The sequence below is a fragment of the Streptomyces lasiicapitis genome (assembly GCF_014646335.1).
Lineage (GTDB): Bacteria > Actinomycetota > Actinomycetes > Streptomycetales > Streptomycetaceae > Streptomyces > Streptomyces lasiicapitis.
Window position 1 is genome coordinate 173,166 of record NZ_BMNG01000013.1, and the last position, 21,969, is coordinate 195,134.

A 21,969-nucleotide genomic window follows, 5' to 3' on the forward strand; every position below is an offset into this window, starting at 1 on the left:
TCTACACCAGTTTTCAACGCCCGCCAAACCTGGCTGGTTCCGGGAGGAACGCAGATGAGTTCCGACGCCGCCGCGGTGCCGCGGAACGTGCCGCAGAAGAAGTGGTGGAACGGCCTCTTCCAGGGGCTGCAGAAGATGGGCCGCAGCCTCCAGCTGCCCATCGCCGTGCTGCCCGCCGCCGGCATCCTCAACCGGCTCGGCCAGCCGGACGTCTTCGGCGACGACGGCCTGGGCTGGACCAATGTGGCGAAGGTCTTCGCCGCCGCGGGCGGCGCCCTGCTCGACTCCTCGCTCGGCCTGCCCCTGCTGTTCTGCATCGGCGTCGCGATCGGCATGGCGAAGAAGTCGGACGGCTCCACGGCACTCGCCGCGGTCGCGGGCTTCCTCGTCTACTACGCGGTCCTGCGCGCCTTCCCCGACGACTGCCCCGCGGGGGCGGACTTCGCGGGCGCGGGCATGTGGAGCGGGGTCTGCGTGGCCGAGGACGGAACCCCGGCACAGGCGGCGTACCAGAATCCCGGAGTCTTCGGCGGCATCGTCATGGGCCTGCTGTCCGCCTGGTTCTGGCAGCGCTACCACCGCGTGAAGCTGGTCGACTGGCTCGGCTTCTTCAACGGCCGCCGGCTCGTCCCGATCATCATGGCGTTCGTCGGCCTGATCTTCGCGGGCCTGTGCGTCTGGGTCTGGCCGCCCATCGGTGACGGCCTCACCAGCTTCTCCAAGTGGCTGGTGGACCTCGGCTGGCTGGGCTCGGGCATCTTCGGCGTGGCCAACCGCGCGCTGCTCACCGTCGGCCTGCACCAGTTCCTGAACACCTTCGTCTGGTTCCAGTTCGGCGACTACACCAAGGCCGACGGCACGGTCGTGCACGGCGACATCAACCGCTTCCTGGCGGGCGACCCGACCGCGGGCCAGTTCACGTCCGGCTTCTTCCCGATCATGATGTTCGCGCTGCCGGCCGCGGCCCTCGCGATCACGCACGCGGCCCGTCCCGAGCGCCGCAAGGTCGTCGGCGGCATGATGCTCTCGGTCGGCCTGACGTCGTTCGTCACCGGCATCACCGAACCGATCGAGTACTCCTTCCTGTTCATCGCCCCCGCGCTGTACGCGATCCACGCGCTGCTCACCGGCGTCTCGATGGCGGTCACCTGGGGCCTCGGCGTCAAGGACGGCTTCAGCTTCTCCGCGGGCCTCATCGACTACGTCATCAACTGGAGCCTGGCGACGAAACCCTGGCTGATCATCCCGATCGGGCTGTGTTTCGCAGCGGTCTATTACGTCTTGTTCCTCTTCGTGATCAAGAAGTTCAACCTGGCCACTCCAGGACGTGAACCGGAAGAAGAGGCAAAGGCGTTGGACGAGGAGCAGACCAAGGCGTAGGCACGCGCGGACACGGAAGCGGAACCTTCCGCGATACCCTTTCTCAGGCCCTCGGACCCTATGGTCCGGGGGCCTTTCGTCGTGGATGCGGCGCTATGGCCGACTTATGGCCGACCCCACAGGAATCGCGGGTTCCTTATGTCGCCTTGACCGTGTTAAAACAGGTCTACACCACTGAGTGGTGTAGACCACCTGGATGCTGTCGCACCCCCTGAACTGTCCCCTGACAGCACCCGCACATGGAGGAAGTCATGAGTACGGCCACCGCCAAGGCGGCGCCCGCGAAGAAGCGGGGCTCAAGTCTGTTGCAGGGTCTGCAGAAGGTGGGACGCAGCCTGCAGCTGCCCATCGCCGTCCTGCCCGCGGCCGGCATCCTGCTGCGCCTCGGCCAGCCGGACGTGTTCGGCGCCGACGGCCTCGGCTGGGGCAAGGTCGCCACGGTCTTCGCCAACGCCGGTGACGCCGTGTTCGCGAACATGCCGCTGCTGTTCTGCATCGGTGTCGCGATCGGCTTCGCGAAGAAGGCGGACGGCTCGACGGCGCTTGCCGCGCTCGTCGGCTTCCTGGTCTACACGAACGTACTGAAGGCGTTCCCGGTCACCGAGGCGAAGATCACCAAGGGTGCCGACATAGCCGCGACCTACAACGACCCGAAGGTCTTCGGCGGCATCATCATGGGCCTCATATCCGCCGTGGTCTGGCAGAAGTTCCACCGCACCAAGCTGGTGGACTGGCTCGGCTTCTTCAACGGCCGCCGCCTGGTCCCGATCCTCATGGCCTTCATCGGCACCGCCCTTGGCGTCTTCTTCGGCCTGGCCTGGGGCCCGGTCGGCGACGCGATCACCAGCTTCGGCGAGTGGATGACCGACCTCGGCTCGGTCGGCGCGGGCATCTTCGGCGTGGTCAACCGCGCGCTGCTCCCCGTCGGCATGCACCAGTTCGTGAACACCGTCGCCTGGCAGGAGATCGGCTCCTTCACGGACTCCGCGGGCGCCGTCTGGCACGGTGACATCCAGCGCTTCATGCACGGCGACCCGACGGCCGGCCAGTTCATGTCCGGCTTCTTCCCGATCATGATGTTCGCGCTGCCCGCGGTGGCCCTGGCCATCACGCACACCGCCCGCCCCGAGCGCCGCAAGGTCGTCGGCGGCATGATGATGTCGCTCGCGCTCACCTCGTTCGTCACCGGCATCACGGAGCCGATCGAGTTCGCGTTCATGTTCATCGCCCCGGCGCTGTACGTCATCCACGCGGTCCTGACGGCCGTCGCCATGACGGTCACCTGGGCCCTGGGCGTGCACCACGGCTTCACGTTCTCGGCCGGCGCCATCGACTACATCCTGAACTGGAAGTTCGCAGAGAAGCCCTGGATGATCATCCCGATCGGGTTGGTGTTCGCGGCGATCTACTACGTCGTCTTCCGCTTCGCGATCGTCAGGTTCAACATCCCCACCCCGGGCCGCGAGCCCGAGGAGGAGATCGAGGACCTCACGAAGGCGTGAGCCGCACCTCGACGGCAGCATGACGTGGGCCCCGGAACCGTTCGCTCGGTTCCGGGGCCCATGTCGTCGTACGGCGCTCCCGCCTCAGACCTCGTACGTCGCCCCCGCGGCCGCGAGCTCCGCGGGACCGCTGAAGACCTCCCGCGCGTCCGCGAGGTTGACCTGCGGGTCCGTCCACGGCGGGATGTGCGTGAGGACCAGGCGCCCGGCGCCCGCGCGGCGGGCGGACTCGCCGGCCTCGCGGCCGTTGAGGTGCAGGTCGGGAATGTTCTCCTTGCCGTGCGTGAACGCGGCCTCGCACAGGAACAGGTCGGTGCCGGAGGCGAGTTCGTCGAGCGCCTCGCAGGCACCGGTGTCGCCGGAGTACGTCAGCGAGCGGCCGCCGTGCTCAAGGCGGATGCCGTACGCCTCGACGGGATGGCACACCTTCTCCGTACGCACGGAGAAGGGGCCGATGTCGAAGGCCCCGGGCTTGACCGTATGGAAGTCGAAGACCTCGCTCATCGAGGACGCGGAGGGCGTGTCGGCGTACGCCGTGGTCAGGCGCTGCTCGGTGCCCTCGGGGCCGTACACCGGGATGGGCGCGCAGCGGCCGCCCTCGTGCCGGTAGTAGCGGGCCACGAAGTACGCGCACATGTCGATGCAGTGGTCGGCGTGCAGATGGCTGAGGAAGATCGCGTCGAGGTCGTACAGACCGATGTGGCGCTGCAGCTCGCCCAGGGCGCCATTGCCCATGTCGAGCAGCAACCGGAAGCCGTCGGCCTCGACGAGGTAGCTCGAGCAGGCCGAGTCCGCGGACGGAAACGACCCCGAGCAGCCGACGACGGTGAGCTTCATAGAGCTGGAACCTCCACGCTGGCGGTCGGGGGGAATCGGGGGCGTGCGGTCCGTCGAGCGTAAGGCGCAAAACGACGGCTCGCTCCTCCGTCGTGTGCCGTTGTGGGCGAAGTCACCGGTCACGTCACTCTTCCCCCGTAGTTCCGGGGGGTGGGCGTAACCCTGCGCGGCCCGAATCAGCACCGGGTCAGCACGGTGCCGCAGAACCCCCGCTAGGCGGCCAGGCTCAGCACGCCGTGCAGCGCGCGGGCTCCCCGCTCCGTGGAGTCGGGAAGGAGGTGACCGTAGATGTCCACGGTCGTGGTGATGCTCTTGTGCCCAAGCCAGCGGGACACGTCCAAGATCGGCAGACCGGCCGCCAACGAGGCCGACGCGAAGAAGTGACGGAAGTCGTGGGGCGTCCATCCACGCTCTCCGTAGCCTGCCGCGTTCCGGGACTTGGTGAAGGCGTCCCGGAGCGGGTTCTCACTGAGCAATCCTCGGGAGCGGATGCCCCTGAAGATCACCCCATCGGCCCCCGTACCGAACCGGCGCACATGCCACTGAAGACGGTCAGCGACGACTTCGGGAACGGGTACGTCACGCCACTCGCCCGCCTGTCGGTGCTTGAGCGGTACGAGGGCGGGTCGGAGCAGCCCTTCCTTGTCCTTCCGGCGCTGCACCTGCTGCCGAACCCGCAGGACTCCCGGACGGAAGTGGGGCTCCGCCACCCCACAGACCTCCCCGATCCGCAGACCACACCCCGCCATGAGCCAGGGCGCCAGGGCGTACTCAGCAGGCATGCCACGGGACACGGCATCGATCTCCGCAGCCCCAGGGAGCTGCGTCTCATCGACCGCAGCGGACGGCATGGCCGGAAGATCAGCACCCCGGAACGGGGACTCGACGATGACCCGCCGCACCACGGCGTGATGGAAGATCGACCGCACAGGGATGAGCCGCGTGAGCGCGGTCGAGACTGCCAGACCTCCCTTGGTCATCGACGTGAAGACGTCCTCGATGTCGTCGGAGTGAACTCCGGCCATCGTCTTGGACCCGATGACGGGTAGGACGTGGAGCCGGAGGGCGGTGTCATACCCCTCGTAGGTGCGGACCCCTATCTGCTGCCGGGCCAGCCATTCCTTCGCGTACACCTTCACTGGCGTACGCCCCTTGTCCGGATCGATATACACCCCCGCCCGCTTGTCGTTCTCCATCTTGACGCCGTAGTCGCCAGCTTCCTTCTTCGTGGGGAACGTCTTCTCCCGCTGCCGTCCCGCACGGCCACCGGGCTCCCTGTAGCGGACGGTCCAAGCGTGTCCGCATCTCGCCTTGGCGCAGGGATCTTCCGTGGCTCTCTTGCACTTCTGGAAGACAGTTGCCACTAGTTCCGTTACTCCCCTTCTATTGGCTTTTCCTGTGCGGTTTCTGCGGCGACGTCGACGATGGAGATCCGCTCACCACCTGGGACGACCCGGGTCAGAATCGCAATTGCTTTGAGAGTGAGCACACCACCAGCGCGCCCCGGAGTCCCGATGAGCAGCCCCCGCTTCCGCGCTTGCCAGAGGTGCCCCTTGATCGTCGACTCGCCCTTGCCGACACGTTCGGCGAGGTGCGCCAATGGGCCCTTCCCGCCGCCGCTCAGGTAGTTGACATAAGCGCTGGCCAGCATGGCCAGGTACTCATCCGTCACCCCCTGAGCCAGGGCCTGCCGAAGACGTTCGGTACGCCCTGCCTCATATTCCTCACGGGCCTGGGATCGCATCTCAGAAGTCGCCGCTTGGGCGCGCAACCTCTCGGCCGCTGCCTTGAAGTCGATCTCACGCAGCACGGTGGAACTGATGCCGCCAAGCGGCCGGTTTTCCCTGTCCTTGGGCCGCACCACGAGCACAGCGGGCCCACCCTGCGTCACCCCCTCCGGCCACTGCATCTCGACCACCCATGGGCCGATGTCCTGCGCGACGACCGGGCCGCCCTGCTCTCCTTGCTGCTCACTCATGGGACGAAGCTAGCATGCCCAACCAGTTTGGCAAACCTGGTTGACTGAGTGGGTTGATCGGCGTACTTCTGGAGTCAGCCGGACAGCAACGGGCGGAGAGGCCGCCCACTGGATGGCCATGGGGAGGGACCTTTGGACAAGCTCATGACGCTGGACGACGTGGCAGCGCATCTGGGGAAGCCGCGTTCCTGGGTCTATGGGAACTGGCGTAGGGAGGAGATCCCGTTCCGCAAGGTCGGACAGGCACTTCGCTGCCGACCGAGAGACTTGGACCAGTGGCTCGACGCACAGGGGGCAGAGTGAGCTACCGCTTCGCCAAGGTGTATCGACCGGAGCACCGCAACCCGGCCATCGGAAGTCCTGGGCTGCACCTTGAACTCCGTATGTGGCTCCTGGCAGTCGATCGCATGCAACGCGGGGGCCACGCACCGCTCGGCTCCGGAGAACTTGAATTGATCCTGGACAAGGACGACGGCAACCCCTACAACCCGAGTCGTTACCGACAGGCCAGGGGCAATCTGATCAAGGCAGGCTTGCTTGCTCCGTCAGCCAACGCTCGGTGCCTGCTCGTGCCGCACACGGTTGCCTCAATGGACGCACGGTCAAGGAAGAAGCGGGAGGAGTGTGCGAGGCATGGCCACAACATCCCCTGGGACGGCCAGCATGGTGACTGGCTGTTCGAAACCCAGGAAGCGGCCCACAGATGGGAAGCCGAGTGCGACAACATCGGCAGACGCGGCAGTTCGTTCCCCACGGGTGAGTGGGCGCGATCGGTGCGCCTGCAAGCCGAGGAGAGCGTTAACAGATCGGAGCCCTCAGCGGCTTGATACCAAGGGGCAGTACTACGCCCCTTCTTGTATAAGCATTGGTCGCCCCGCACGGGGCGAGCCTAGGCTGGTTCCAGATCCAGATAAGAAGACAGCTTCCCCTTAAGGGGTAGTCATTGTTAGACAGTTAAACCCCCCTCCCCTTAAGGGAGGGCGTGATGTTGCACCGACGCACCCTGTTCCTTCAACTGCCGCTAGCCCAAATTTCCAGAGCAACCACGACGACGGATGCGAACGCGGCTAGCTTCGACAGGATCCGAGCGAAGGTCACGGACCTCCCAAGGGCATGAGAAAGACCCCCAGAGGGGGCCGGATGCATGTATGCAGGACTGAGAACAACGGGCCAAAGGGCGTGGCCTAAGGGGGACGTGTGGCGAACAACAACGCAGATCGACGGGTGAGGCTTCGACTGGCACGGCAACGGCCTCGGCCTAGTGCAGTGCGAGCACGGGAGCGGGACGGCTCACAGGACCAGACGCCGGAGCGCGGACGATGGAGACGCCTCAACTGGTGGGTTCAGGCCGGGACCGCCCTCGCAGGACTCGCGGCCATCGGAGGCATCGTGTTCACCGGAATCGCCACCTACTACAGTGCCCGAACTGCGGAAGATCAGTTGAAGCAGTCCCGCGAGGAAACGGATGAATCAGCGCGCTCTCAGGCATCCAGGGTCACATTCTACGGTGACGTTGAAGAGGATCTTAAAAGTCATCAATACTACATCGTTAACCGGTCGGCAGACCCAGTATCGAAATTGAACGTGATGCTTGAGGCCAGTGTCGAACGGAAGGAGGAGGGAACTGCTGAACCGCAACGAGAGCACAGGTACCTGGTCCTCGGGATTTGGAGTATTCCACCCTGCTCCCGCATCGTCCTGCGAAGCGTGAACTTGGCTATCGATCCGGCAAGGGAAGGGAATGGAACAGTCGCTCGCAGTACTGTGATTATTCCGGGGCAATACTTCAAGGCCGATCGAATCTATTTCACTGACAGTGGCGGGAGACGTTGGAAGAGGAGTCTCTTTGAACTAGTAAGCTGGTCGAAGCCGTTCGACCACTCCCCATCTACATCAGGGGCGATTGAGAACACTCTTCCCATCTTCGTCAAACTGGTCAAGAGTCCAAGGATTCAGACAGCGGAGGCAAAGCCCTGCGGTGGCTCCTAGTGGTGATCTTGATCTGAACTAGCACGCTTCTGCTGGCAGGGGCACGGGGGAAGCTGCGCGGCCGGGACGGCGGCCGTTCTCGTCGAGCTGGGCGAAGCCGAGCGGACGACCAAGACGGCTCTGAGCCACCTCCAGGCCCCGACTCTCGACCTGTCACAGCACTGCTGTGGATCTTGGTGGATAACTCATCGGTTGTGGACAACTCCGTCATCCTCCTGAGAGAGGATGGGCCGAATTAGCCTCTCGTGACTGGTGATCCGATCTTCAGTTCGGGACAGCCTGGGTTGGCGAGCCCAATAGCCGATGGGAACGGGACTGGGGGATCCGATTCGGCTGTGCGTGCGTCTCTGCCTGTGGCACCAACGCAGGTAGGGGGGACGATGCCCGCCGACATGGGACACCGACGTACACGGGCGCGCCTTGCAAGACAGCGCCCTCGGCTGGACCGAGTAGGCCCGCGGCGACGTTTGCGGAGGACATCCGGGCAACGGAGATGGCTTCGAGTCGACTGGGTCAAGGCCGGTGTTGTTGTCACGATCGTTGCCAGCATCGGAGGGCTTCTCTTTACGGGAGTGGCTACCTATTTCGGAGCCCTCGTTGCAGCAGATCAGCTAACAGAATCCCAAGAAGTCACTCGCACCAAGGAACGCGATCAGGCCAAAAGGATCACCTTCTGGGTAACTCCTGATCACAAAGGGAATGAACGGATGCATTTTGCCAACAGGTCACCTGACCCTGTAACCAAGGTATCCGCACACTTCCTTATCAACGCTGACGTCGGAGGAGAGCGGGAGAGCGCGGTACCGATCATCTCCTTCGGCTATCTAGCACCATGTTCGGAGGTAACCATCAACAGGAATGATCTGAAGAGCTGGGATACAAAGAGAGAGATTCCATATGGGGACAGGACGCGTATCGGCATCATGGCTCTCGTGTTCACAGACAGCAGCGGCAAAGAGTGGGTTCGAACCCCGTGGTCCCTGGACAACGATGTGTCCGTTCTTCCGGGCATCACAAGGATCAAGCATCTGGGTACCAAGCCCTTAGTCACCATGCGATCGATCAGCCCTTGTGGAGTTGCAGTCAGTCCTTAGTGGCCCGTTGAAGTCACCGGCTTCGGAATCTTTCATCAACATCCCCACCTTCAGGGGTGGGGATGGATCAGATCAGTAGTCATCTAGCGGGGGGTATATAAACCCCCCGCATAGATAATGTACGTGTCCTGTGTTGTCTGCCAGGACAGCGATGTGACGCAGGCAACAAGGCGGAGTTTCGAAACCCGTACATGGGGACCGAACGGCGCCCCTGCGGTCCTCATGGGGTGAGAGCCAAGGCATTACCCCCAAGATGTCAGCCGCAGGTGCACCGCAGGTCCCGGGGGCCGTAGTTCTTCGGCTTGTGGCACTGAGGGCAGTCCTTCAGCACAGGCATTCCCGATCCACCGCCCTGTCGTCGTGAGCACCCGAGGCATGGTCACGGATCTCCGTGCTGGCCTTCACGGCCGCACCCAGGTCGTCACGGCTGATGGCTTCGGCGCGCTGCTGCCAGAGGGCTGCACACACACCGCAGTAGGCCACTGGCGCGCAGTCGAGCAGCCAGGCATTGAAGCCTGCCGGAATGGTCGCAAGGTGGGGAGGGAGGTTAGTCCGCGTTCTGGGGGTCATGGGTCATCAGGATCCGCACCGAGGGCCGCCGTAACGACGGCATCCGGGGTGTCATCGGAGCGTCACTCAAAGGCGTCATTTCGGTGTCATTTCAAGGCTGTTGGACCTACCTTGGTTCGTATGACGACGACCGCTCAGCACGTACCCAACGATGTTCTGCGGGCCGTTCGTATCGGCCTGCGCATGTCCCAAGACGACTTCGCCAAGGCGCTCCGCAGGGCTGGGGCGGAGCTGGGTGAGCCGAACGAAGCCAGCAAGCGGCTCGTGCAGCGCTGGGAGTCCGGGATCAGTAGGACGCCGCGAGGGGTCTACGCGCGGGCCCTGGCGCATGTGACGGGGCGTCCGATAGAGGCACTGGGTTTCTCTCTCCCCGTGCCCATGGCACGCGTCCACGAGGACGGCACTGGAGGTCATGACATGGCTGCTGGGTCGGAGGGAGTCGCAGAGGCTTCGGGGAGCGTTCAGACGGCCGCTCAGGCCGTTACGGAGAACTACTCAGGGGTCTGGCTCTCCCGCTATGAGTTCTACTCGTCCAGCCGTGACGAGACGTACGAAGCCAAGCACTACATAGTGATCGTTCAGCACGGGAATCGACTCACCGCTCAGAGCCTGCCCGGGGCGTCGACGAATCCTGACTCGCCTCTGGCTCTGGATCTCACCGTTGATCGGAGCGTCGTCACCGGCACCTGGACGGAGCAGACAGCCTCTGACGGGTACTACCAGGGGGCCCGGTACCACGGCGCCATTCAGATGCTCGTGGAGCCCACAGGGCGCCGTATGGCCGGTAAGTGGGTCGGGTTCGGCAAGGACTTCGATGTGAACACCGGGCCCTGGGAGCTGCGGCTCATGGATACGTCGATGTCCAAGGCGACGCTGGAGCAGTACTCCCAACAGCCTGACTGACCAGGGGTTTTGCCCCTGTCGAGGTCAGCACCAGCTCAGCACACGGCCCCTCAAAGCACGAAAACGGCCCGGAACGCTCATGAAGAGCGACCGGGCCGTTTCCCTTCTGACCTGCACGCTTGCCTGGTGTGACCAGGGGTGCTATCCACCCCTCCACCCTCACGGATGTGAGTCGTGGGCGAACTCACCTGCGGTGTCACCGGTTCGGGGGCCCCGGGGCGGCGTGGTGGGGCGGTGGGGCGGCGGTACCGTCGTGGCCATGGACACGTCGTGGTGGCTCGCGTTGGTCGCCGTGGTGGTGCTCGCGTTCGGCGTCGCCCTCGTGGACGGGTGGGCGCGGTCCGGGCGGCCGGCGCGGCGGCGGGGGGTGCGGCGGCCTCCCCGGCGGGAGCGGGGTGGGCGGCCTCGGCCCCGGGCCGGGGAGATCTGGTGGGCCCGGGTGCCCTATGAGGGTGGGGGCGGGGGGAAGGATCGGCCCTGTCTCGTGCTGGTTGTCCGCGGGGACAGCGTGCGGGTTGCGAAGATCACCAGTAAGTACCGGGATGAGCGGGCCGGGGTGATTCCGTTGCCGCCCGGGGCCGTCGGGGACGCGCATGGGCGGGCCAGTTTCCTGGAGACCGATGAGTTGCGGGAGGTTCCCGTGTGGGACTTTCGGCGGCGGGCGGGGGTTGTGGATCCTGTGCTTTGGGATCAGGTGCGGTATCTGGCCGGGTAGGCCCTGGCGGGGCATTCCCCAGTCCCGCCCCTCCCCGTAACCAGGGGGCTGCCGCCCCCTGGACCCCCGCTATCGCCGCTTCGCGGCTCGTCCTCAAACGCCGGACGGGCTAGAACACCCAGCCGCGCCGGCGTTTGAGTCTCCGGCAGGGCTCACGCCCACAGCTGGCCCTGTACTGCCGCGATGGCCTCCTCGTCCGTCGCCGCCGTGTAGACGCCCGTCGAGAGGTACTTCCAGCCGCCGTCGGCCACGACGAAGACGATGTCGGCGGGGGTGCCCGCCTTGACGGCCTTGCGGCCGACGCCGATCGCGGCGTGGAGTGCGGCGCCGGTGGAGACGCCCGCGAAGATGCCCTCCTCGCGGAGCAGCTCCCGGGTGCGCGTGACCGCGTCGGCGGAGCCGACGGAGAAGCGGGTGGTGAGGACGGACTCGTCGTAGAGCTCGGGGACGAAGCCCTCGTCGAGGTTGCGCAGGCCGTAGACGAGGTCGTCGTAGCGGGGCTCCGCTGCGACGATCTTGATGTCGGGGAGCTGCTCACGGAGGAAGCGGCCGACGCCCATCAGGGTGCCCGTGGTGCCGAGGCCCGCCACGAAGTGGGTGATGGACGGCAGGTCCGCGAGGATCTCGGGGCCGGTCGTGGCGTAGTGGGCGCCCGCGTTGTCCGGGTTGCCGTACTGGTAGAGCATTACCCAGTCCGGGTGCTCCGCGGCCAGCTCCTTGGCGACGCGTACGGCCGTGTTGGAGCCGCCCGCCGCGGGCGACGAGATGATCTCCGCGCCCCACATCGCGAGGAGGTCGCGCCGCTCCTGCGAGGTGTTCTCCGGCATGACGCACACGATGCGGTAGCCCTTGAGCCTGGCCGCCATCGCGAGCGAGATGCCGGTGTTGCCGGAGGTGGGCTCCAGGATGGTGCAGCCGGGCGTCAACCGGCCGTCCTTCTCGGCCTGTTCGACCATGTGGAGCGCGGGGCGGTCCTTGACGGAGCCCGTCGGGTTGCGGTCCTCCAGCTTGGCCCAGATCCGCACGTCGGCCGACGGGGAGAGCCGGGGCAGGCGGACCAGCGGGGTGTTGCCGACGGCCGCGAGCGGGGAGTCGTATCGCATCGGCGATGAGCCTGTCAGGCCATGCCGCCGGCGACGGCCGGCAGGATCGTGACGCTGTCGCCGTCGGTGAGCTTCGTGGAGACGCCGTCGAGGAAGCGGACGTCCTCGTCGTTGAGGTAGACGTTCACGAAGCGGCGCAGGCTGTTGCCCTTGTCCTTGTCGATCAGCCGGTCCTGGATGCCCGCGTGCCGCGACTCGAGGTCGGCGAAGAGCGCGGCGATGGTCTCGCCGGTGCCCTCGACGGCCTTCTCGCCGTCGGTGTAGGTGCGGAGGATGGTCGGGATGCGGACCTCGATGGCCATGCGGTGGGCTCCTGTCGGGAGTCGGTTCGGAGTGGTGCAGGGGCCGGGACCGGTTGGGTCCGGTGCGGGATTCGGGCTTCGGGCTTCGGGCTTCGGGCTTCGGGCTTCGGGCTTCGGGCTTCGGGCTTCGGGCTTCGGTGCAGATCGTGGCACGGGCGCGCGAAACCCTGTACGCGGCGGGGTGCGGAGTGCGCGTTGCGGCGCCGCGGCACACGGCCGCGGGCGGCGGGGTGGCGCCCGTCAGGGCCGACAGATGGCGCTGGCGAGACGGCACAGGTCGACGTGCAGCCGGCCGACGAGCAGAGCGCCCGGCGTCGTATCGATGCTCACGTCGTTCGAAACCATGCGGTCATCGTATCGATTCCCGGTCCGGGACCTGGAATGTGATCTCGGATGCCGGACGGATCCCGTTCGGTGGGCGGACGGGGGCGGGGTGCTGCGGCCGTCAGGGGCGGATCGCGCCCGGTACCCCGGGGAGATACGTCACCGTCGGCGCCCCCGTCGCAGGATGCACCGCCACCTCCGCCGCCACCCCGTACACCTCCGCGAGCAGCTCCCCGGTCAGGACGTCCTTCGGCGGCCCGGAGGCGACGACGCGGCCGGCGTCGAGGACGTACAGACGATCGCAGTAGTACGCGGCCAGCGTCAGGTCGTGCAGGGCGAGCAGGTTGGCCGTGCCCAGGTCGCGGACCAGGCCGAGGATCTCCAGCTGGTAGCGGATGTCGAGGTGGTTGGTCGGCTCGTCGAGGACGAGGACGGCCGGTTCCTGCACCAGCGCCCGCGCGGTCAGGACGCGTTGGCGTTCGCCGCCGGAGAGCCGGGCGAAGGAGCGTCCGGCGAGGTCCGCCGCGCCCACCCGCTCCAGGGCCCCGCGCACCAGCTCCCCGTCGGCCGCTGTGTCCGCCTCCCAGAAGCGCTTGTGCGGGGAGCGGCCCATGGCGACGATCTGGCGGACGGTGAGCTCGAAGCCCGCCTGGCCGTCCTGCGGGACCGTCGCGATCCGGCGCGCACGGGCCTTGGCGCCCGCGTCCGCCAGGTCCTCGCCGTCCAGCAGGACCCGGCCGCCGGTGGGCCTGAGCGCGCCGTACACACAGCGCAGGAGCGTCGTCTTGCCGCTGCCGTTGGGGCCGACCAGGCCCACCGTCTCGCCTGCGGAGACGGTGAGTGAGACGGCGTCGACCAGGCGGCGGCCGGAGGGGATCTCGTACGTGAGGTCTTCGGTGCGCAGTCTCATGCCGGCGCCCCCTCCCGTGCCCGGCCCCGCCGCAGCAGCCACAGGAAGAACGGGCCGCCCGTCAGCGCCGTCAGCACGCCCACCGGGATGTCCTGCGGCGCCGCCACCGTGCGTGCCGCCAGGTCCGCCACCACCAGGAACACCGCCCCCATCAGCGCTGCCACCGGCAGCAGCGCCCGGTGCGCGGCCCCCACCAGCATCCGCGCCGCGTGCGGCACCATCAGGCCGACGAAGCCGATCGCCCCGCTGTGCGCGACGAGTACGCCGGTCACCAGCGAGGTCAGCACGAAGACGCCCGCGCGGAACCGGGCCGTGTCCAGGCCGAGGACCGTCGCGCCCTCCTCCCCCACCAGGAGCAGGTCCAAGGGGCGGGCCAGCGCGATCAGCAGCGCCGTGCCGACCGCCAGGACCGTCAACGGCAGCGCGAGCATGTCCCAGCGGGCGCTGCCCAGGCCGCCGAGCGTCCAGTACAGGACTTCCTTCAGGTGGTCCGCGCGTGCCGAGACGACCAGGATCAGGCTGGTCAGGGCCGACAGGACGTACGACACCGCCACGCCCGCGAGGATCAGACGGGTCGTCGTGAAGCCGCCGCCCGGCTCGCGCGCGAGGGCGTACACCACCAGCAGCGCGAGGAACGCTCCCGCGAAGGAGGCCGCCGGGATTGTCACCGTTGTCGCCATGCCCGCGCCCACGCCGAGCACGATCACCGAGACCGCTGCCGCGGAGGCTCCCGAGGAGACGCCCAGGAGGAAGGGGTCCGCGAGGGGGTTGCGGACCAGGGCCTGGAGGGTGGTGCCCACCACTGCCAGGCCTGCGCCTACGGCTGCGCCGAGGATGACTCGTGGGAGGCGGACGTCCAGGACGATCGTGCGGTACGGGGAGGGGTCCGCGTTGCCCGTCAGGATCTGGATCACGTCGGCTGTGGGGATTCTTACGGAGCCCAGGGCTAGGGCTGCGAGGGCTGCGGCCGTGAGGGCCAGGACTAGGGCCGTGATGACGAGGGTGTACGGGAGGGTGCGGGTGGGGGGCCCTGCCGGGGGCTCCCCAATCCCGCCCCTTCCCGAAACCGGGGGCTGCCGCCCCCGGACCCCCGCAATCGCCGCTTCGCGGCTCGTCCTCAAACGCCGGACGGGCTGGAATTCCCTCACCTGAGCTGCTCCGCCAGCTTCCCCACCGCCCCCGGTGCCCGCACTCCCAACACCACATCCGACAACGGCAACACCGCGAACCGCTTGTTCTTGATCGCCGGGACGTCCTTCAGAGCCGGGTCGTCCAGCAACCGCTTCTTCTTCTGGGCCACCGTCGACGCGCCGTAGTCGTAGATGAGGATGACGTCCGGGCGGCGGTCCACCACCGTCTCCCAGGACGCGTCGCCGAAGGACTTGTCGAGGTCGGACATCACGTTGCGGGCGCCGGCGCGCTCGATGATGTCGTTGCCTATGCCGCGGCCGCCCGCGGTGAACGCGGTCTTGTCGCCGCTGTCGTAGACGAAGACGGCGGGAGCCTTGCCGCGCTTCGCCGACTTCTTCGCCGTGGCGGCCAGTTCCGCCTTCGCGCCGCGCACCCACTTCTCCGCCCGGTCCCTGACCCCGAACGTCGCCCCGGCCTCCCGTACCTCTTGGTACACGTCGTCCATCGTGACCGGCTTCTTGGCGCAGCCCTCGATGTTGAGGCGGGTCTTGATGCCGGACTTGGCGAGGGCGTCGCGGGAGCGGCCGTCGCCCGCCGCGAAGGCGCTCGCGTAACCGCCGTACACGAAGTCGGGGTTGGCGGCGAGGAGCTTCTCGTAGGAGGGGTACTCCTTGGCGAGGACGGGCGTTGATCTGTACGCCTTCTCGTATGTGGGGAGCACCTTGTCGTCGAGGTAGGCGGTGCCGGTGATGCGGTCCTTCAGGCCCAGTTCGAGGAGGATCTCCGTCGCGTGCTGGTTCATCGTGACGGCTCGCTTCGGGGGCGCTTCGTACGTCGTCTTCTCGCCGCAGTTGGTGACGGTGTACGGGAATCCGGCGGCTCGCGAGCCGGGTTTCCCGTCGGAACCGGAACCGGAACCGGACTCCGAAGACGAGCAGGCGGTCAGCGGGAGCAGGGTCGCCGCCGCGACGAGCAGCACGCGGGTACGCATGACTGTGCGGTCCTCCTCGAGGGGATTTCCGCGTCCCCTGCGTCAAGTGGGAGGAGGCGGCAGGTCAGTTCCTGACTCCCGGGCCCGAGGGGTCCGGTCACAGTGGCGGGACCGCGCCGGATTCGCACCGGCTTCCTGGTTCCCGCCGCCTCAAGGGTGGTCGAGCGAAAGCTCGTGCTCAGTATGCCTGGACCACCCGCACGTCCTCCTCGGTGACCTCGCCCTCGACGATCCGGAACGAGCGGAACTGGAAGGGGCCCGCGTCGTCCGTGTCCGCGGTGGAGACGAGGACGTAGTGGGCGCCCGGCTCGTTGGCGTACGAGATGTCGGTGCGGGAGGGGTACGCCTCGGTCGCCGTGTGCGAGTGGTAGATGATCACCGGCTCCTCGTCGCGGTCGTCGAGGTCGCGGTACAGCTTGAGCAGGTCGGTCGAGTCGAACTCGTAGAACGTGGGCGAGCGGGCCGCGTTCAGCATCGGGACGAAGCGCTCGGGGCGGTCACTGCCCGCCGGGCCCGCGACGACGCCGCACGCCTCGTCGGGGTGGTCCTTGCGCGCGTGCGCGACGATCTGGTCGTGCAGGGCCTGGGTGATGGTCAGCATGTCGGCCAGGATAAGCAGCGGGGCGGCCCCGTACCGAAGTGTGGTACGAGGCCGCCCGCATGCTGGACAGAAGGTGTCCGGGGTCAGTCCTTGGTGACCGGTGCGGCGTCCGCGGCGTTCTCGACGCCCTGGCCGGTGTGCACGCGCTTCTTGAAGGCGGCGGCCTCCGGGTTGCGGCTCTTGAGGACCAGGTAGGACACGCACAGGATCGCGGCCCAGATCGGGGCGCAGTACAGGGAGATCCGCGCGTCCTTGTCGACGCCCATCATCACGATGACCATGCCGATGAAGGCGAGCGCGAACCAGCTCGTGTACGGGGCGCCCGGCGCGCGGAAGGTGGACTGCGGGACGAGGCCGCGGTCGGCCTTGCGGCGGTAGTTGATCTGGGAGATCAGGATCATGATCCAGGCCCACATGCCGGAGATGGTCGCGAAGGAGACGACGTAGTTGAACGCCTCGCCCGGCCACTGGTAGTTGATCCACACGCCGACCAGCATCAGCGCGGCCGAGGCGGTGGTGCCGACCAGCGGCAGGCCGTTCTTGGTGAGCTTGGTGAAGAACTTCGGACCCTGGCCGTTGAGCGCGAGGTCGCGCAGCATGCGGCCGGTGGAGTACATGCCCGAGTTGCAGGAGGAGAGGGCGGCGGTAAGCACCACGAAGTTCACGATCGCGGCGCCGACGCCGAGGCCCATCTTCTCGAAGGCCGCGACGAACGGGGAGACGCCCGGCTGGAACGACGTCCACGGCACGACCGACAGGATCATGATGAGGGCGCCGACGTAGAAGACGGCGATGCGCCACGGCACGGTGTTGATCGCCTTGGGCAGCGTCTTCTTCGGGTCCTTGGACTCGCCCGCGGTGACGCCGACCAGCTCGACGGCGAGGAAGGCGAACATCACGATCTGCAGGGTCATCAGCGTGTTGCCGATGCCGTTGGGGAAGAAGCCGCCGTTGTCCCACAGGTGCGAGACGGACGCGGTGTCACCGGCGTCGGAGAAGCCGATGGTGAGGATGCCGGCGCAGATCAGGATCATGCCGATGATCGCGGTGACCTTGACCATGGAGAACCAGAACTCCAGCTCACCGAAGAGCTTCACGGAGATCAGGTTGGCGCCGTACAGAATGACCGTGAAGATCAGCGCGTACGCCCATTGTGGAACGGAGCCGTGTGTCCAGTACTGCATGTACTGGGCGGCCGCCGTGACTTCCGTGATGCCGGTGACGACCCAGAAGAGCCAGTACGTCCAGCCGGTCACGAACCCGAAGAACGGGCTGACGAACTCACGGGCGTACTCCGAGAACGAGCCCGACACGGGCCGGTACATCAGGAGCTCGCCGAGCGCGCGCATGATGAAGAAGATGACGAGTCCCGCGATCGCGTACGCGAGGATGAGGCTCGGTCCGGCCTTGTGAATGGCCTTGCCCGCGCCGAGGAACAGGCCGGTGCCGATGGCACCGCCGATCGCGATCATCTGGATCTGCCGGGCGCCGAGCCCGCGCTGATAGCCCTCGTTGTCGCCGGACGCGCCCTCTGTGGCCGCCGCGGCCTCATTGCCGTCGTGGTGTTCTTCGACCTGCACTGAGGTCATGGTGACGCCTTTCTCCATGCTGATCCGCGCCGCGAACTGCGGTTTCGCCGCGGACCAGGTCCTGATCCCCCCGGATGGTGATGGAGTGCCGCCGACGGTCTGCCGGCCCATAGCGCCCCCGGCGACATGGGTGGCGTCACCGAGCGGTCGTGAAGATTTATCACGACCGTCACGGTGATCGAATGAGCCACGTGTGGGGCACACCACAGGAAGAAGCGGACAAAAATCACCCGACGCCACATAAGCGGGCAACGAGGTGACAGGATCGTTATGCGGATTTGAGCGTCCGTTGAGCGGACGCCAACGATCTTCAAAAAGACGTCACGCGGGCGTCGGGAATCCGTCACACCATCGGCGCGGAATCCGCCGGTGCGGGAGCGGTGTTCGTCACGTCACCGACGCGCGCGCCTCACGACATCAACGTCTCGACGAGCGTCTCCTGGAGCCCGCCCAACCACAGATACGCCATCACCATCGGCTTGCGCGGGTCGGAGTCCGGCAGCCGGTAGAGGATGTCGGTGTCCTCCTCGTCGGTCACGTCGAGCCGGGCGCCGATCGCGAGCCGCAGGTCGTTGAGCGCGCCGAGCCAGCGCCGCGACTCCTCCGGGGACAGCTTCAGGACGGCGCCGCCCTCGCCCGCGACCGTGAGCGCGTCGAGGGAGCGGATCACGGCGAGCGCGTCGTCCCGCTTGCGGGCCCGCAGGTCGTTCTCGGTGAAGCGCCTGAACTCGGCGGAGTACGCCCGCAGTTCGTCGGCGTGCTCAAGGGAACCGGTCTCGCTGCCCGGACCGCCGTACGCGTCCGGAAGGAGCCGCTTGAGCACCGGGTCGGTGGGCGGCTCGCTCGGGCCCTCGGCGAACAGCTCCGCGAACGGGTCGCCGTCGTCGCCGGCCGGCTCGTCGCCCGGACCGATCAGCTCCAGGAGCTGCACGGCGAGCGAGCGGATGATCGAGATCTCGACCTCGTCGAGGGCGACGGCGGCGCCGCCGCCGGGGACCGCTTCGAATTGTCCTGGCATCAGTCGCGTCGCTACTTCCGGTCCTGCTGGAGCGTTGCCCACAGCCCGTATCCGTGCATCGCCTGCACGTCGCGTTCCATCTCCTCGCGGCTGCCGCTGGAGACGACGGCCCGGCCCTTGTGGTGCACGTCCATCATCAGCTTGGTGGCCTTGTCCTTGGAGTACCCGAAGTACGACTGGAAGACATAGGTCACGTAGCTCATCAAATTGACCGGATCGTTGTGCACGAGCGTGATCCATGGGACGTCCGGCTCGGGGACAGCGAAGGTCTCTTCTTCCGCGTCCGGGCGGGTGATCTCTACGGGAGCAGCGCTACTCACTTGTCCCATGCTGCCACCCGGGAGGGCCCACCGCACAAACGGGCCCCCGAAATCGTCAGAGTGACGAGATGCGGGGTAGCATCCTTGTCATGAACTCTGGGGAGCATGATCTGGGGTTGCCGGTGGACGTCCCGTCCACCGCGCTCTTCACGGATCACTACGAGTTGACGATGTTGCAGGGCGCGCTGAAGTCGGCCACCGCCGACAGGCGCTCGGTCTTCGAGGTCTTCACCCGCAGACTGCCCGAGGGCCGCCGCTACGGAGTGGTGGGCGGCACCGGCCGGGTCCTGGACGCCGTCGAGAACTTCCGCTTCGACGCCGGTGTCCTCGCGTTCCTGCGCGAGCGCGCCGTGGTGGACGAGCCGACGCTGGAGTGGCTGGCGTCGTACCGCTTCAGCGGGGACATCTGGGGCTATCCCGAGGGCGAGGTGTACTTCCCCGGCTCGCCGATCCTGCGGGTCGAGGGCAGCTTCGCCGAGTGCGTGCTCCTGGAGACCGTGATCCTCTCGATCCTCAACCACGACTCGGCCATCGCGGCCGCCGCGTCCCGCATGGCCTCCGCCGCGGGCGACCGGCCGCTGATCGAGATGGGCGCGCGCCGCACGCACGAGCTGGCGGCGGTCGCCGCGTCCCGCGCCGCGTACGTGGGCGGGTTCACGACGACCTCCGACCTGGCGGCCGGGTTCCGCTACGGCATCCCGACCGTCGGCACCTCCGCCCACTCCTTCACGCTCCTGCACGACAGCGAGCGGGACGCCTTCCGTGCGCAGGTCGACGCGCTCGGCCGCGGCACCACGCTGCTCGTCGACACCTACGACGTGAGCGAGGCGGTCCGCATGGCCGTCGAGATCGCGGGCCCCGAGCTCGGCGCCGTGCGCATCGACTCCGGCGACCTGCTGCTCGTCGCGCACCGCGTGCGCAGGGAGCTGGACGAGCTCGGCGCCACCAACACCAAGATCGTCGTCACCTCCGACCTCGACGAGTACGCCATCGCCTCACTGGCCGCGGCGCCCGTGGACGCGTACGGAGTGGGCACCCAGCTGGTCACCGGCTCCGGGCACCCGACGTGCTCCATGGTCTACAAGCTGGTGGCCCGCGCCCGCTCCGCCGACCCCAAGGCGCCGCTCGAACCCGTCGCCAAGAAGTCGCTCGGCGGGAAGTCCTCGCTCGGCGGCCGCAAGTGGGCGGCGCGGCGCGTGGACGCGGACGGGGTGGCGGAGGCCGAGGTCGTCGGCACGGGTCCGGTGCCCACCGACCTCGCCGACCGCCAGCTCCTCGTCGAGCTGGTCAAGGGCGGCGACGTCGTCGCCCGCGAGCCGCTCGACACCGTCCGGGAGCGGCACGCGGCGGCGCTGGGGCGGCTGCCGCTGTCGGCCGCCCAGCTGTCCCGCGGTGACGCGGTCATTCCCACGGAGTACGTCGCGTGAGCGCCCCCTCCCGGAACGGCCCGGGAGTCTCTAGGCTCGGTTCATCCAGCTAGCTAAGGAAACCGCCATGCGTCGCGCCCTGATTGTCGTGGATGTGCAGAACGACTTCTGCGAAGGGGGCAGTCTCGCGGTCTCCGGCGGGGCGGATGTGGCTGCCGCCATCACCGAGCTGATCGGGCAGGCCCCCGCCTGCTACCGCCACGTCGTGGCCACCCGTGACCATCACGTCGATCCCGGTGGCCACTTCTCCGAGCACCCCGACTTCGTCGACTCGTGGCCGCCGCACTGTGTGGCCGGGACGGAGGGGGTGGGCTTCCATCCGAACTTCGCGCCCGCCGTGGCGTCCGGGGCGATCGACGCCGTCTTCGACAAGGGGGCGCACTCCGCCGCGTACAGCGGGTTCGAGGGGGTCGATGAGAACGGGGTCTCGCTCGCCGAGTGGTTGCGGCAGCGGCAGGTCCGTGCGGTGGACGTCGTCGGGATCGCCACCGACCACTGCGTGCGGGCCACGGCGCTCGACGCTCTCCGGGAGGGTTTCGGCACCCATGTCCTGCTGGACCTCACGGCCGGAGTGTCCGAGGCGACCACGGAGCGGGCCCTCGACGAGCTCCGCGAGGCAGGCGCAGAACTGACCGGCAAGCCGGTGGTGTGACCCTCGCGGGGCGCCCCAGCCCCGCCCCTTTCCCGAAACCAGGGGGCTCCGCCCCCTGGACCCCCGTATCGGCCTGAACGGCCTCGTCCTCAAACGCCGGACGGGCTGGAAGCTTGCCGCAACGGGCACATATTCAGCCCCTCCGGCGTTTGAGGAGCGGGGGTCTGGGGGCAGAGCCCCCAGTTTCGGGAAGGGGCGGGGTTGGGGGCTACGCAGCAGCGGACCGTCTCAGCAACGCCCGGATCGGGTGCCACAGCTCCTCCGCCGACGTGGCGTGACCCGGCGCCGTGCGCCATATGAGGCCGTCGGGGTGGTGCAGGACGGCGGTGACCTCGTCAGGGGTCGGAGGCTCCGCGTTGCCGCGGAGGTAGACGGCGCGGAGGCCAAGGTTCCGGAGCCGGGTCAGCGCGCGGGCCCGATTGGCGGCGTGCACAAGCACGCGTACGCTGCCGCCGGCCCCGACCGGCGAACCGGGACTCGGCAGGGTCATCGCCACCACCACACTGCCGTTCGGCAGCTTGCAGAAGCCTCCTGCGGCCATGGTCTGTCACACCCCCGTGAGACGTCGTGTCAATAAGAGAACCACAGGACGCACTCAAACACGATCGGCCGCCGCCCGCTAGAGGGCGACGG

Annotated in this window: 24 protein-coding genes and 1 riboswitch; of the genes, 10 read left to right on the top strand and 14 right to left on the bottom strand. The window is 67.5% G+C overall.

All coding sequences use genetic code 11. The features are described from left to right. The first annotated feature begins 54 nt into the window (after positions 1 to 54). Positions 55 to 1,380: a PTS transporter subunit EIIC gene (locus tag IEY91_RS28055; RefSeq protein WP_164324555.1), complete on the top strand. Its 1,326-nt coding sequence runs from the start codon at positions 55 to 57 to the stop codon at positions 1,378 to 1,380. 251 nt (positions 1,381 to 1,631) lie between these two features. Next, positions 1,632 to 2,882: a PTS transporter subunit EIIC gene (locus IEY91_RS28060; protein WP_164324554.1), complete on the top strand. Its 1,251-nt coding sequence runs from the start codon at positions 1,632 to 1,634 to the stop codon at positions 2,880 to 2,882. A gap of 84 nt (positions 2,883 to 2,966) precedes the next feature. Here the strand turns inward: IEY91_RS28060 and IEY91_RS28065 are convergent, their stop codons facing one another. The 3 genes from IEY91_RS28065 to IEY91_RS28075 all read right to left on the bottom strand — a co-directional run bounded on the left by IEY91_RS28065 (position 2,967) and on the right by IEY91_RS28075 (position 5,697). Further along, the gene (locus IEY91_RS28065) at positions 2,967 to 3,719 is read right to left on the bottom strand and encodes an MBL fold metallo-hydrolase (protein ID WP_164324552.1); all 753 of its coding nucleotides are present in this window, start codon (positions 3,717 to 3,719) and stop codon (positions 2,967 to 2,969) included. Between the two features lie 212 nt (positions 3,720 to 3,931). Next, positions 3,932 to 4,915, bottom strand: coding sequence for a tyrosine-type recombinase/integrase (locus IEY91_RS28070; protein ID WP_229697269.1), 984 nt, complete (start codon positions 4,913 to 4,915; stop codon positions 3,932 to 3,934). A 176-nt stretch (positions 4,916 to 5,091) separates the two neighbouring features. After that, entirely contained in the window at positions 5,092 to 5,697 is a 606-nt protein-coding gene (locus IEY91_RS28075) for a hypothetical protein (RefSeq protein WP_189176133.1), read from the bottom strand. A 144-nt stretch (positions 5,698 to 5,841) separates the two neighbouring features. Between IEY91_RS28075 and IEY91_RS28080 the strand changes: the two genes are divergently transcribed. The 6 genes from IEY91_RS28080 (at position 5,842) to IEY91_RS28105 (ending at position 10,968) form a co-directional block, all read left to right on the top strand. Continuing rightward, the gene (locus IEY91_RS28080; RefSeq protein ID WP_189176227.1) at positions 5,842 to 6,000 is read left to right on the top strand and encodes a helix-turn-helix domain-containing protein; all 159 of its coding nucleotides are present in this window, start codon (positions 5,842 to 5,844) and stop codon (positions 5,998 to 6,000) included. Beyond that, positions 5,997 to 6,524, top strand: coding sequence for a hypothetical protein (locus tag IEY91_RS28085; protein WP_189176134.1), 528 nt, complete (start codon positions 5,997 to 5,999; stop codon positions 6,522 to 6,524). Before IEY91_RS28080 ends, IEY91_RS28085 begins: the two co-directional genes overlap by 4 nt. Before the next feature lie 562 nt (positions 6,525 to 7,086). Beyond that, positions 7,087 to 7,686 carry a hypothetical protein gene (locus IEY91_RS28090; protein WP_189176135.1) on the top strand — a complete coding sequence of 200 codons (600 nt, stop codon included), beginning with the start codon at positions 7,087 to 7,089 and terminating at the stop codon, positions 7,684 to 7,686. A 572-nt stretch (positions 7,687 to 8,258) separates the two neighbouring features. Beyond that, positions 8,259 to 8,780, top strand: coding sequence for a hypothetical protein (locus tag IEY91_RS28095; RefSeq protein ID WP_189176136.1), 522 nt, complete (start codon positions 8,259 to 8,261; stop codon positions 8,778 to 8,780). A gap of 690 nt (positions 8,781 to 9,470) precedes the next feature. Next, entirely contained in the window at positions 9,471 to 10,253 is a 783-nt protein-coding gene (locus IEY91_RS28100; RefSeq protein ID WP_189176137.1) for a helix-turn-helix domain-containing protein, read from the top strand. Between the two features lie 259 nt (positions 10,254 to 10,512). Next, the gene (locus IEY91_RS28105; protein WP_164324551.1) at positions 10,513 to 10,968 is read left to right on the top strand and encodes a type II toxin-antitoxin system PemK/MazF family toxin; all 456 of its coding nucleotides are present in this window, start codon (positions 10,513 to 10,515) and stop codon (positions 10,966 to 10,968) included. Positions 10,969 to 11,120: 152 nt separating this feature from the next. On the opposite strand, the gene IEY91_RS28110 is transcribed toward IEY91_RS28105, so the two are convergent. The 10 genes from IEY91_RS28110 to clpS all read right to left on the bottom strand — a co-directional run bounded on the left by IEY91_RS28110 (position 11,121) and on the right by clpS (position 19,266). Continuing rightward, positions 11,121 to 12,071, bottom strand: a complete 951-nt coding sequence (locus tag IEY91_RS28110; protein ID WP_164324550.1) for a PLP-dependent cysteine synthase family protein — start codon at positions 12,069 to 12,071, stop codon at positions 11,121 to 11,123. 14 nt (positions 12,072 to 12,085) lie between these two features. After that, positions 12,086 to 12,373, bottom strand: coding sequence for a MoaD/ThiS family protein (locus IEY91_RS28115; protein ID WP_189176138.1), 288 nt, complete (start codon positions 12,371 to 12,373; stop codon positions 12,086 to 12,088). A 240-nt stretch (positions 12,374 to 12,613) separates the two neighbouring features. Then, on the bottom strand, positions 12,614 to 12,718 hold the full coding sequence (locus tag IEY91_RS42695; protein WP_016638880.1) for a putative leader peptide: 105 nt from the start codon (positions 12,716 to 12,718) through the stop codon (positions 12,614 to 12,616). Between the two features lie 100 nt (positions 12,719 to 12,818). Continuing rightward, positions 12,819 to 13,607 (bottom strand): ABC transporter ATP-binding protein, encoded by a 789-nt coding sequence (locus IEY91_RS28120; RefSeq protein WP_164324547.1) that lies wholly within the window; start codon positions 13,605 to 13,607, stop codon positions 12,819 to 12,821. Further along, complete coding sequence (locus IEY91_RS28125) at positions 13,604 to 14,656, bottom strand: FecCD family ABC transporter permease (protein WP_189176228.1); 1,053 nt, start codon at positions 14,654 to 14,656, stop codon at positions 13,604 to 13,606. The genes IEY91_RS28120 and IEY91_RS28125 overlap by 4 nt, the downstream gene beginning before the upstream one ends. 95 nt (positions 14,657 to 14,751) lie before the next feature. Next, entirely contained in the window at positions 14,752 to 15,729 is a 978-nt protein-coding gene (locus tag IEY91_RS28130) for an ABC transporter substrate-binding protein (protein ID WP_189176139.1), read from the bottom strand. A 49-nt stretch (positions 15,730 to 15,778) separates the two neighbouring features. After that, a riboswitch (cobalamin riboswitch) is annotated at positions 15,779 to 15,915 on the bottom strand. Further along, positions 15,908 to 16,330: a M67 family metallopeptidase gene (locus IEY91_RS28135; protein WP_164324543.1), complete on the bottom strand. Its 423-nt coding sequence runs from the start codon at positions 16,328 to 16,330 to the stop codon at positions 15,908 to 15,910. Its footprint overlaps the riboswitch before it by 8 nt. 83 nt (positions 16,331 to 16,413) lie before the next feature. Next, positions 16,414 to 17,919, bottom strand: a complete 1,506-nt coding sequence (locus IEY91_RS28140; protein ID WP_189176140.1) for an amino acid permease — start codon at positions 17,917 to 17,919, stop codon at positions 16,414 to 16,416. 409 nt (positions 17,920 to 18,328) lie between these two features. Next, the gene (locus IEY91_RS28145) at positions 18,329 to 18,937 is read right to left on the bottom strand and encodes a DUF2017 domain-containing protein (RefSeq protein ID WP_164324539.1); all 609 of its coding nucleotides are present in this window, start codon (positions 18,935 to 18,937) and stop codon (positions 18,329 to 18,331) included. Between the two features lie 11 nt (positions 18,938 to 18,948). Next, positions 18,949 to 19,266, bottom strand: a complete 318-nt coding sequence (clpS, locus tag IEY91_RS28150) for an ATP-dependent Clp protease adapter ClpS (protein WP_164324537.1) — start codon at positions 19,264 to 19,266, stop codon at positions 18,949 to 18,951. An 80-nt stretch (positions 19,267 to 19,346) separates the two neighbouring features. On the opposite strand from clpS, the gene IEY91_RS28155 reads away from it, so the two are divergent. Continuing rightward, positions 19,347 to 20,684 (top strand): nicotinate phosphoribosyltransferase, encoded by a 1,338-nt coding sequence (locus tag IEY91_RS28155; protein ID WP_164324535.1) that lies wholly within the window; start codon positions 19,347 to 19,349, stop codon positions 20,682 to 20,684. 67 nt (positions 20,685 to 20,751) lie between these two features. After that, positions 20,752 to 21,336 carry a nicotinamidase gene (locus tag IEY91_RS28160; RefSeq protein ID WP_189176141.1) on the top strand — a complete coding sequence of 195 codons (585 nt, stop codon included), beginning with the start codon at positions 20,752 to 20,754 and terminating at the stop codon, positions 21,334 to 21,336. 208 nt (positions 21,337 to 21,544) lie between these two features. Here the strand turns inward: IEY91_RS28160 and IEY91_RS28165 are convergent, their stop codons facing one another. Next, positions 21,545 to 21,877 (bottom strand): hypothetical protein, encoded by a 333-nt coding sequence (locus IEY91_RS28165; RefSeq protein WP_164324531.1) that lies wholly within the window; start codon positions 21,875 to 21,877, stop codon positions 21,545 to 21,547. Between the last annotated feature and the right edge of the window lie 92 nt (positions 21,878 to 21,969).

What these genes read in the sequence shown, in the direction of transcription:
- IEY91_RS28055 (WP_164324555.1), top strand. Translation starts at nt 55, where the DNA reads ATGAGTTCCGACGCCGCCGCGGTGCCGCGGAACGTGCCGCAGAAGAAG.
- IEY91_RS28060 (WP_164324554.1), top strand. Translation starts at nt 1,632, where the DNA reads ATGAGTACGGCCACCGCCAAGGCGGCGCCCGCGAAGAAGCGGGGCTCA.
- IEY91_RS28065 (WP_164324552.1), bottom strand. Translation starts at nt 3,719, where the DNA reads ATGAAGCTCACCGTCGTCGGCTGCTCGGGGTCGTTTCCGTCCGCGGAC.
- IEY91_RS28070 (WP_229697269.1), bottom strand. Translation starts at nt 4,915, where the DNA reads ATGGAGAACGACAAGCGGGCGGGGGTGTATATCGATCCGGACAAGGGG.
- IEY91_RS28075 (WP_189176133.1), bottom strand. Translation starts at nt 5,697, where the DNA reads ATGAGTGAGCAGCAAGGAGAGCAGGGCGGCCCGGTCGTCGCGCAGGAC.
- IEY91_RS28080 (WP_189176227.1), top strand. Translation starts at nt 5,842, where the DNA reads ATGACGCTGGACGACGTGGCAGCGCATCTGGGGAAGCCGCGTTCCTGG.
- IEY91_RS28100 (WP_189176137.1), top strand. Translation starts at nt 9,471, where the DNA reads ATGACGACGACCGCTCAGCACGTACCCAACGATGTTCTGCGGGCCGTT.
- IEY91_RS28105 (WP_164324551.1), top strand. Translation starts at nt 10,513, where the DNA reads ATGGACACGTCGTGGTGGCTCGCGTTGGTCGCCGTGGTGGTGCTCGCG.
- IEY91_RS28110 (WP_164324550.1), bottom strand. Translation starts at nt 12,071, where the DNA reads ATGCGATACGACTCCCCGCTCGCGGCCGTCGGCAACACCCCGCTGGTC.
- IEY91_RS28115 (WP_189176138.1), bottom strand. Translation starts at nt 12,373, where the DNA reads ATGGCCATCGAGGTCCGCATCCCGACCATCCTCCGCACCTACACCGAC.
- IEY91_RS42695 (WP_016638880.1), bottom strand. Translation starts at nt 12,718, where the DNA reads ATGGTTTCGAACGACGTGAGCATCGATACGACGCCGGGCGCTCTGCTC.
- IEY91_RS28120 (WP_164324547.1), bottom strand. Translation starts at nt 13,607, where the DNA reads ATGAGACTGCGCACCGAAGACCTCACGTACGAGATCCCCTCCGGCCGC.
- IEY91_RS28130 (WP_189176139.1), bottom strand. Translation starts at nt 15,729, where the DNA reads ATGCGTACCCGCGTGCTGCTCGTCGCGGCGGCGACCCTGCTCCCGCTG.
- IEY91_RS28135 (WP_164324543.1), bottom strand. Translation starts at nt 16,330, where the DNA reads ATGCTGACCATCACCCAGGCCCTGCACGACCAGATCGTCGCGCACGCG.
- IEY91_RS28140 (WP_189176140.1), bottom strand. Translation starts at nt 17,919, where the DNA reads ATGACCTCAGTGCAGGTCGAAGAACACCACGACGGCAATGAGGCCGCG.
- IEY91_RS28145 (WP_164324539.1), bottom strand. Translation starts at nt 18,937, where the DNA reads ATGCCAGGACAATTCGAAGCGGTCCCCGGCGGCGGCGCCGCCGTCGCC.
- clpS (WP_164324537.1), bottom strand. Translation starts at nt 19,266, where the DNA reads ATGGGACAAGTGAGTAGCGCTGCTCCCGTAGAGATCACCCGCCCGGAC.
- IEY91_RS28155 (WP_164324535.1), top strand. Translation starts at nt 19,347, where the DNA reads ATGAACTCTGGGGAGCATGATCTGGGGTTGCCGGTGGACGTCCCGTCC.
- IEY91_RS28160 (WP_189176141.1), top strand. Translation starts at nt 20,752, where the DNA reads ATGCGTCGCGCCCTGATTGTCGTGGATGTGCAGAACGACTTCTGCGAA.
- IEY91_RS28165 (WP_164324531.1), bottom strand. Translation starts at nt 21,877, where the DNA reads ATGGCCGCAGGAGGCTTCTGCAAGCTGCCGAACGGCAGTGTGGTGGTG.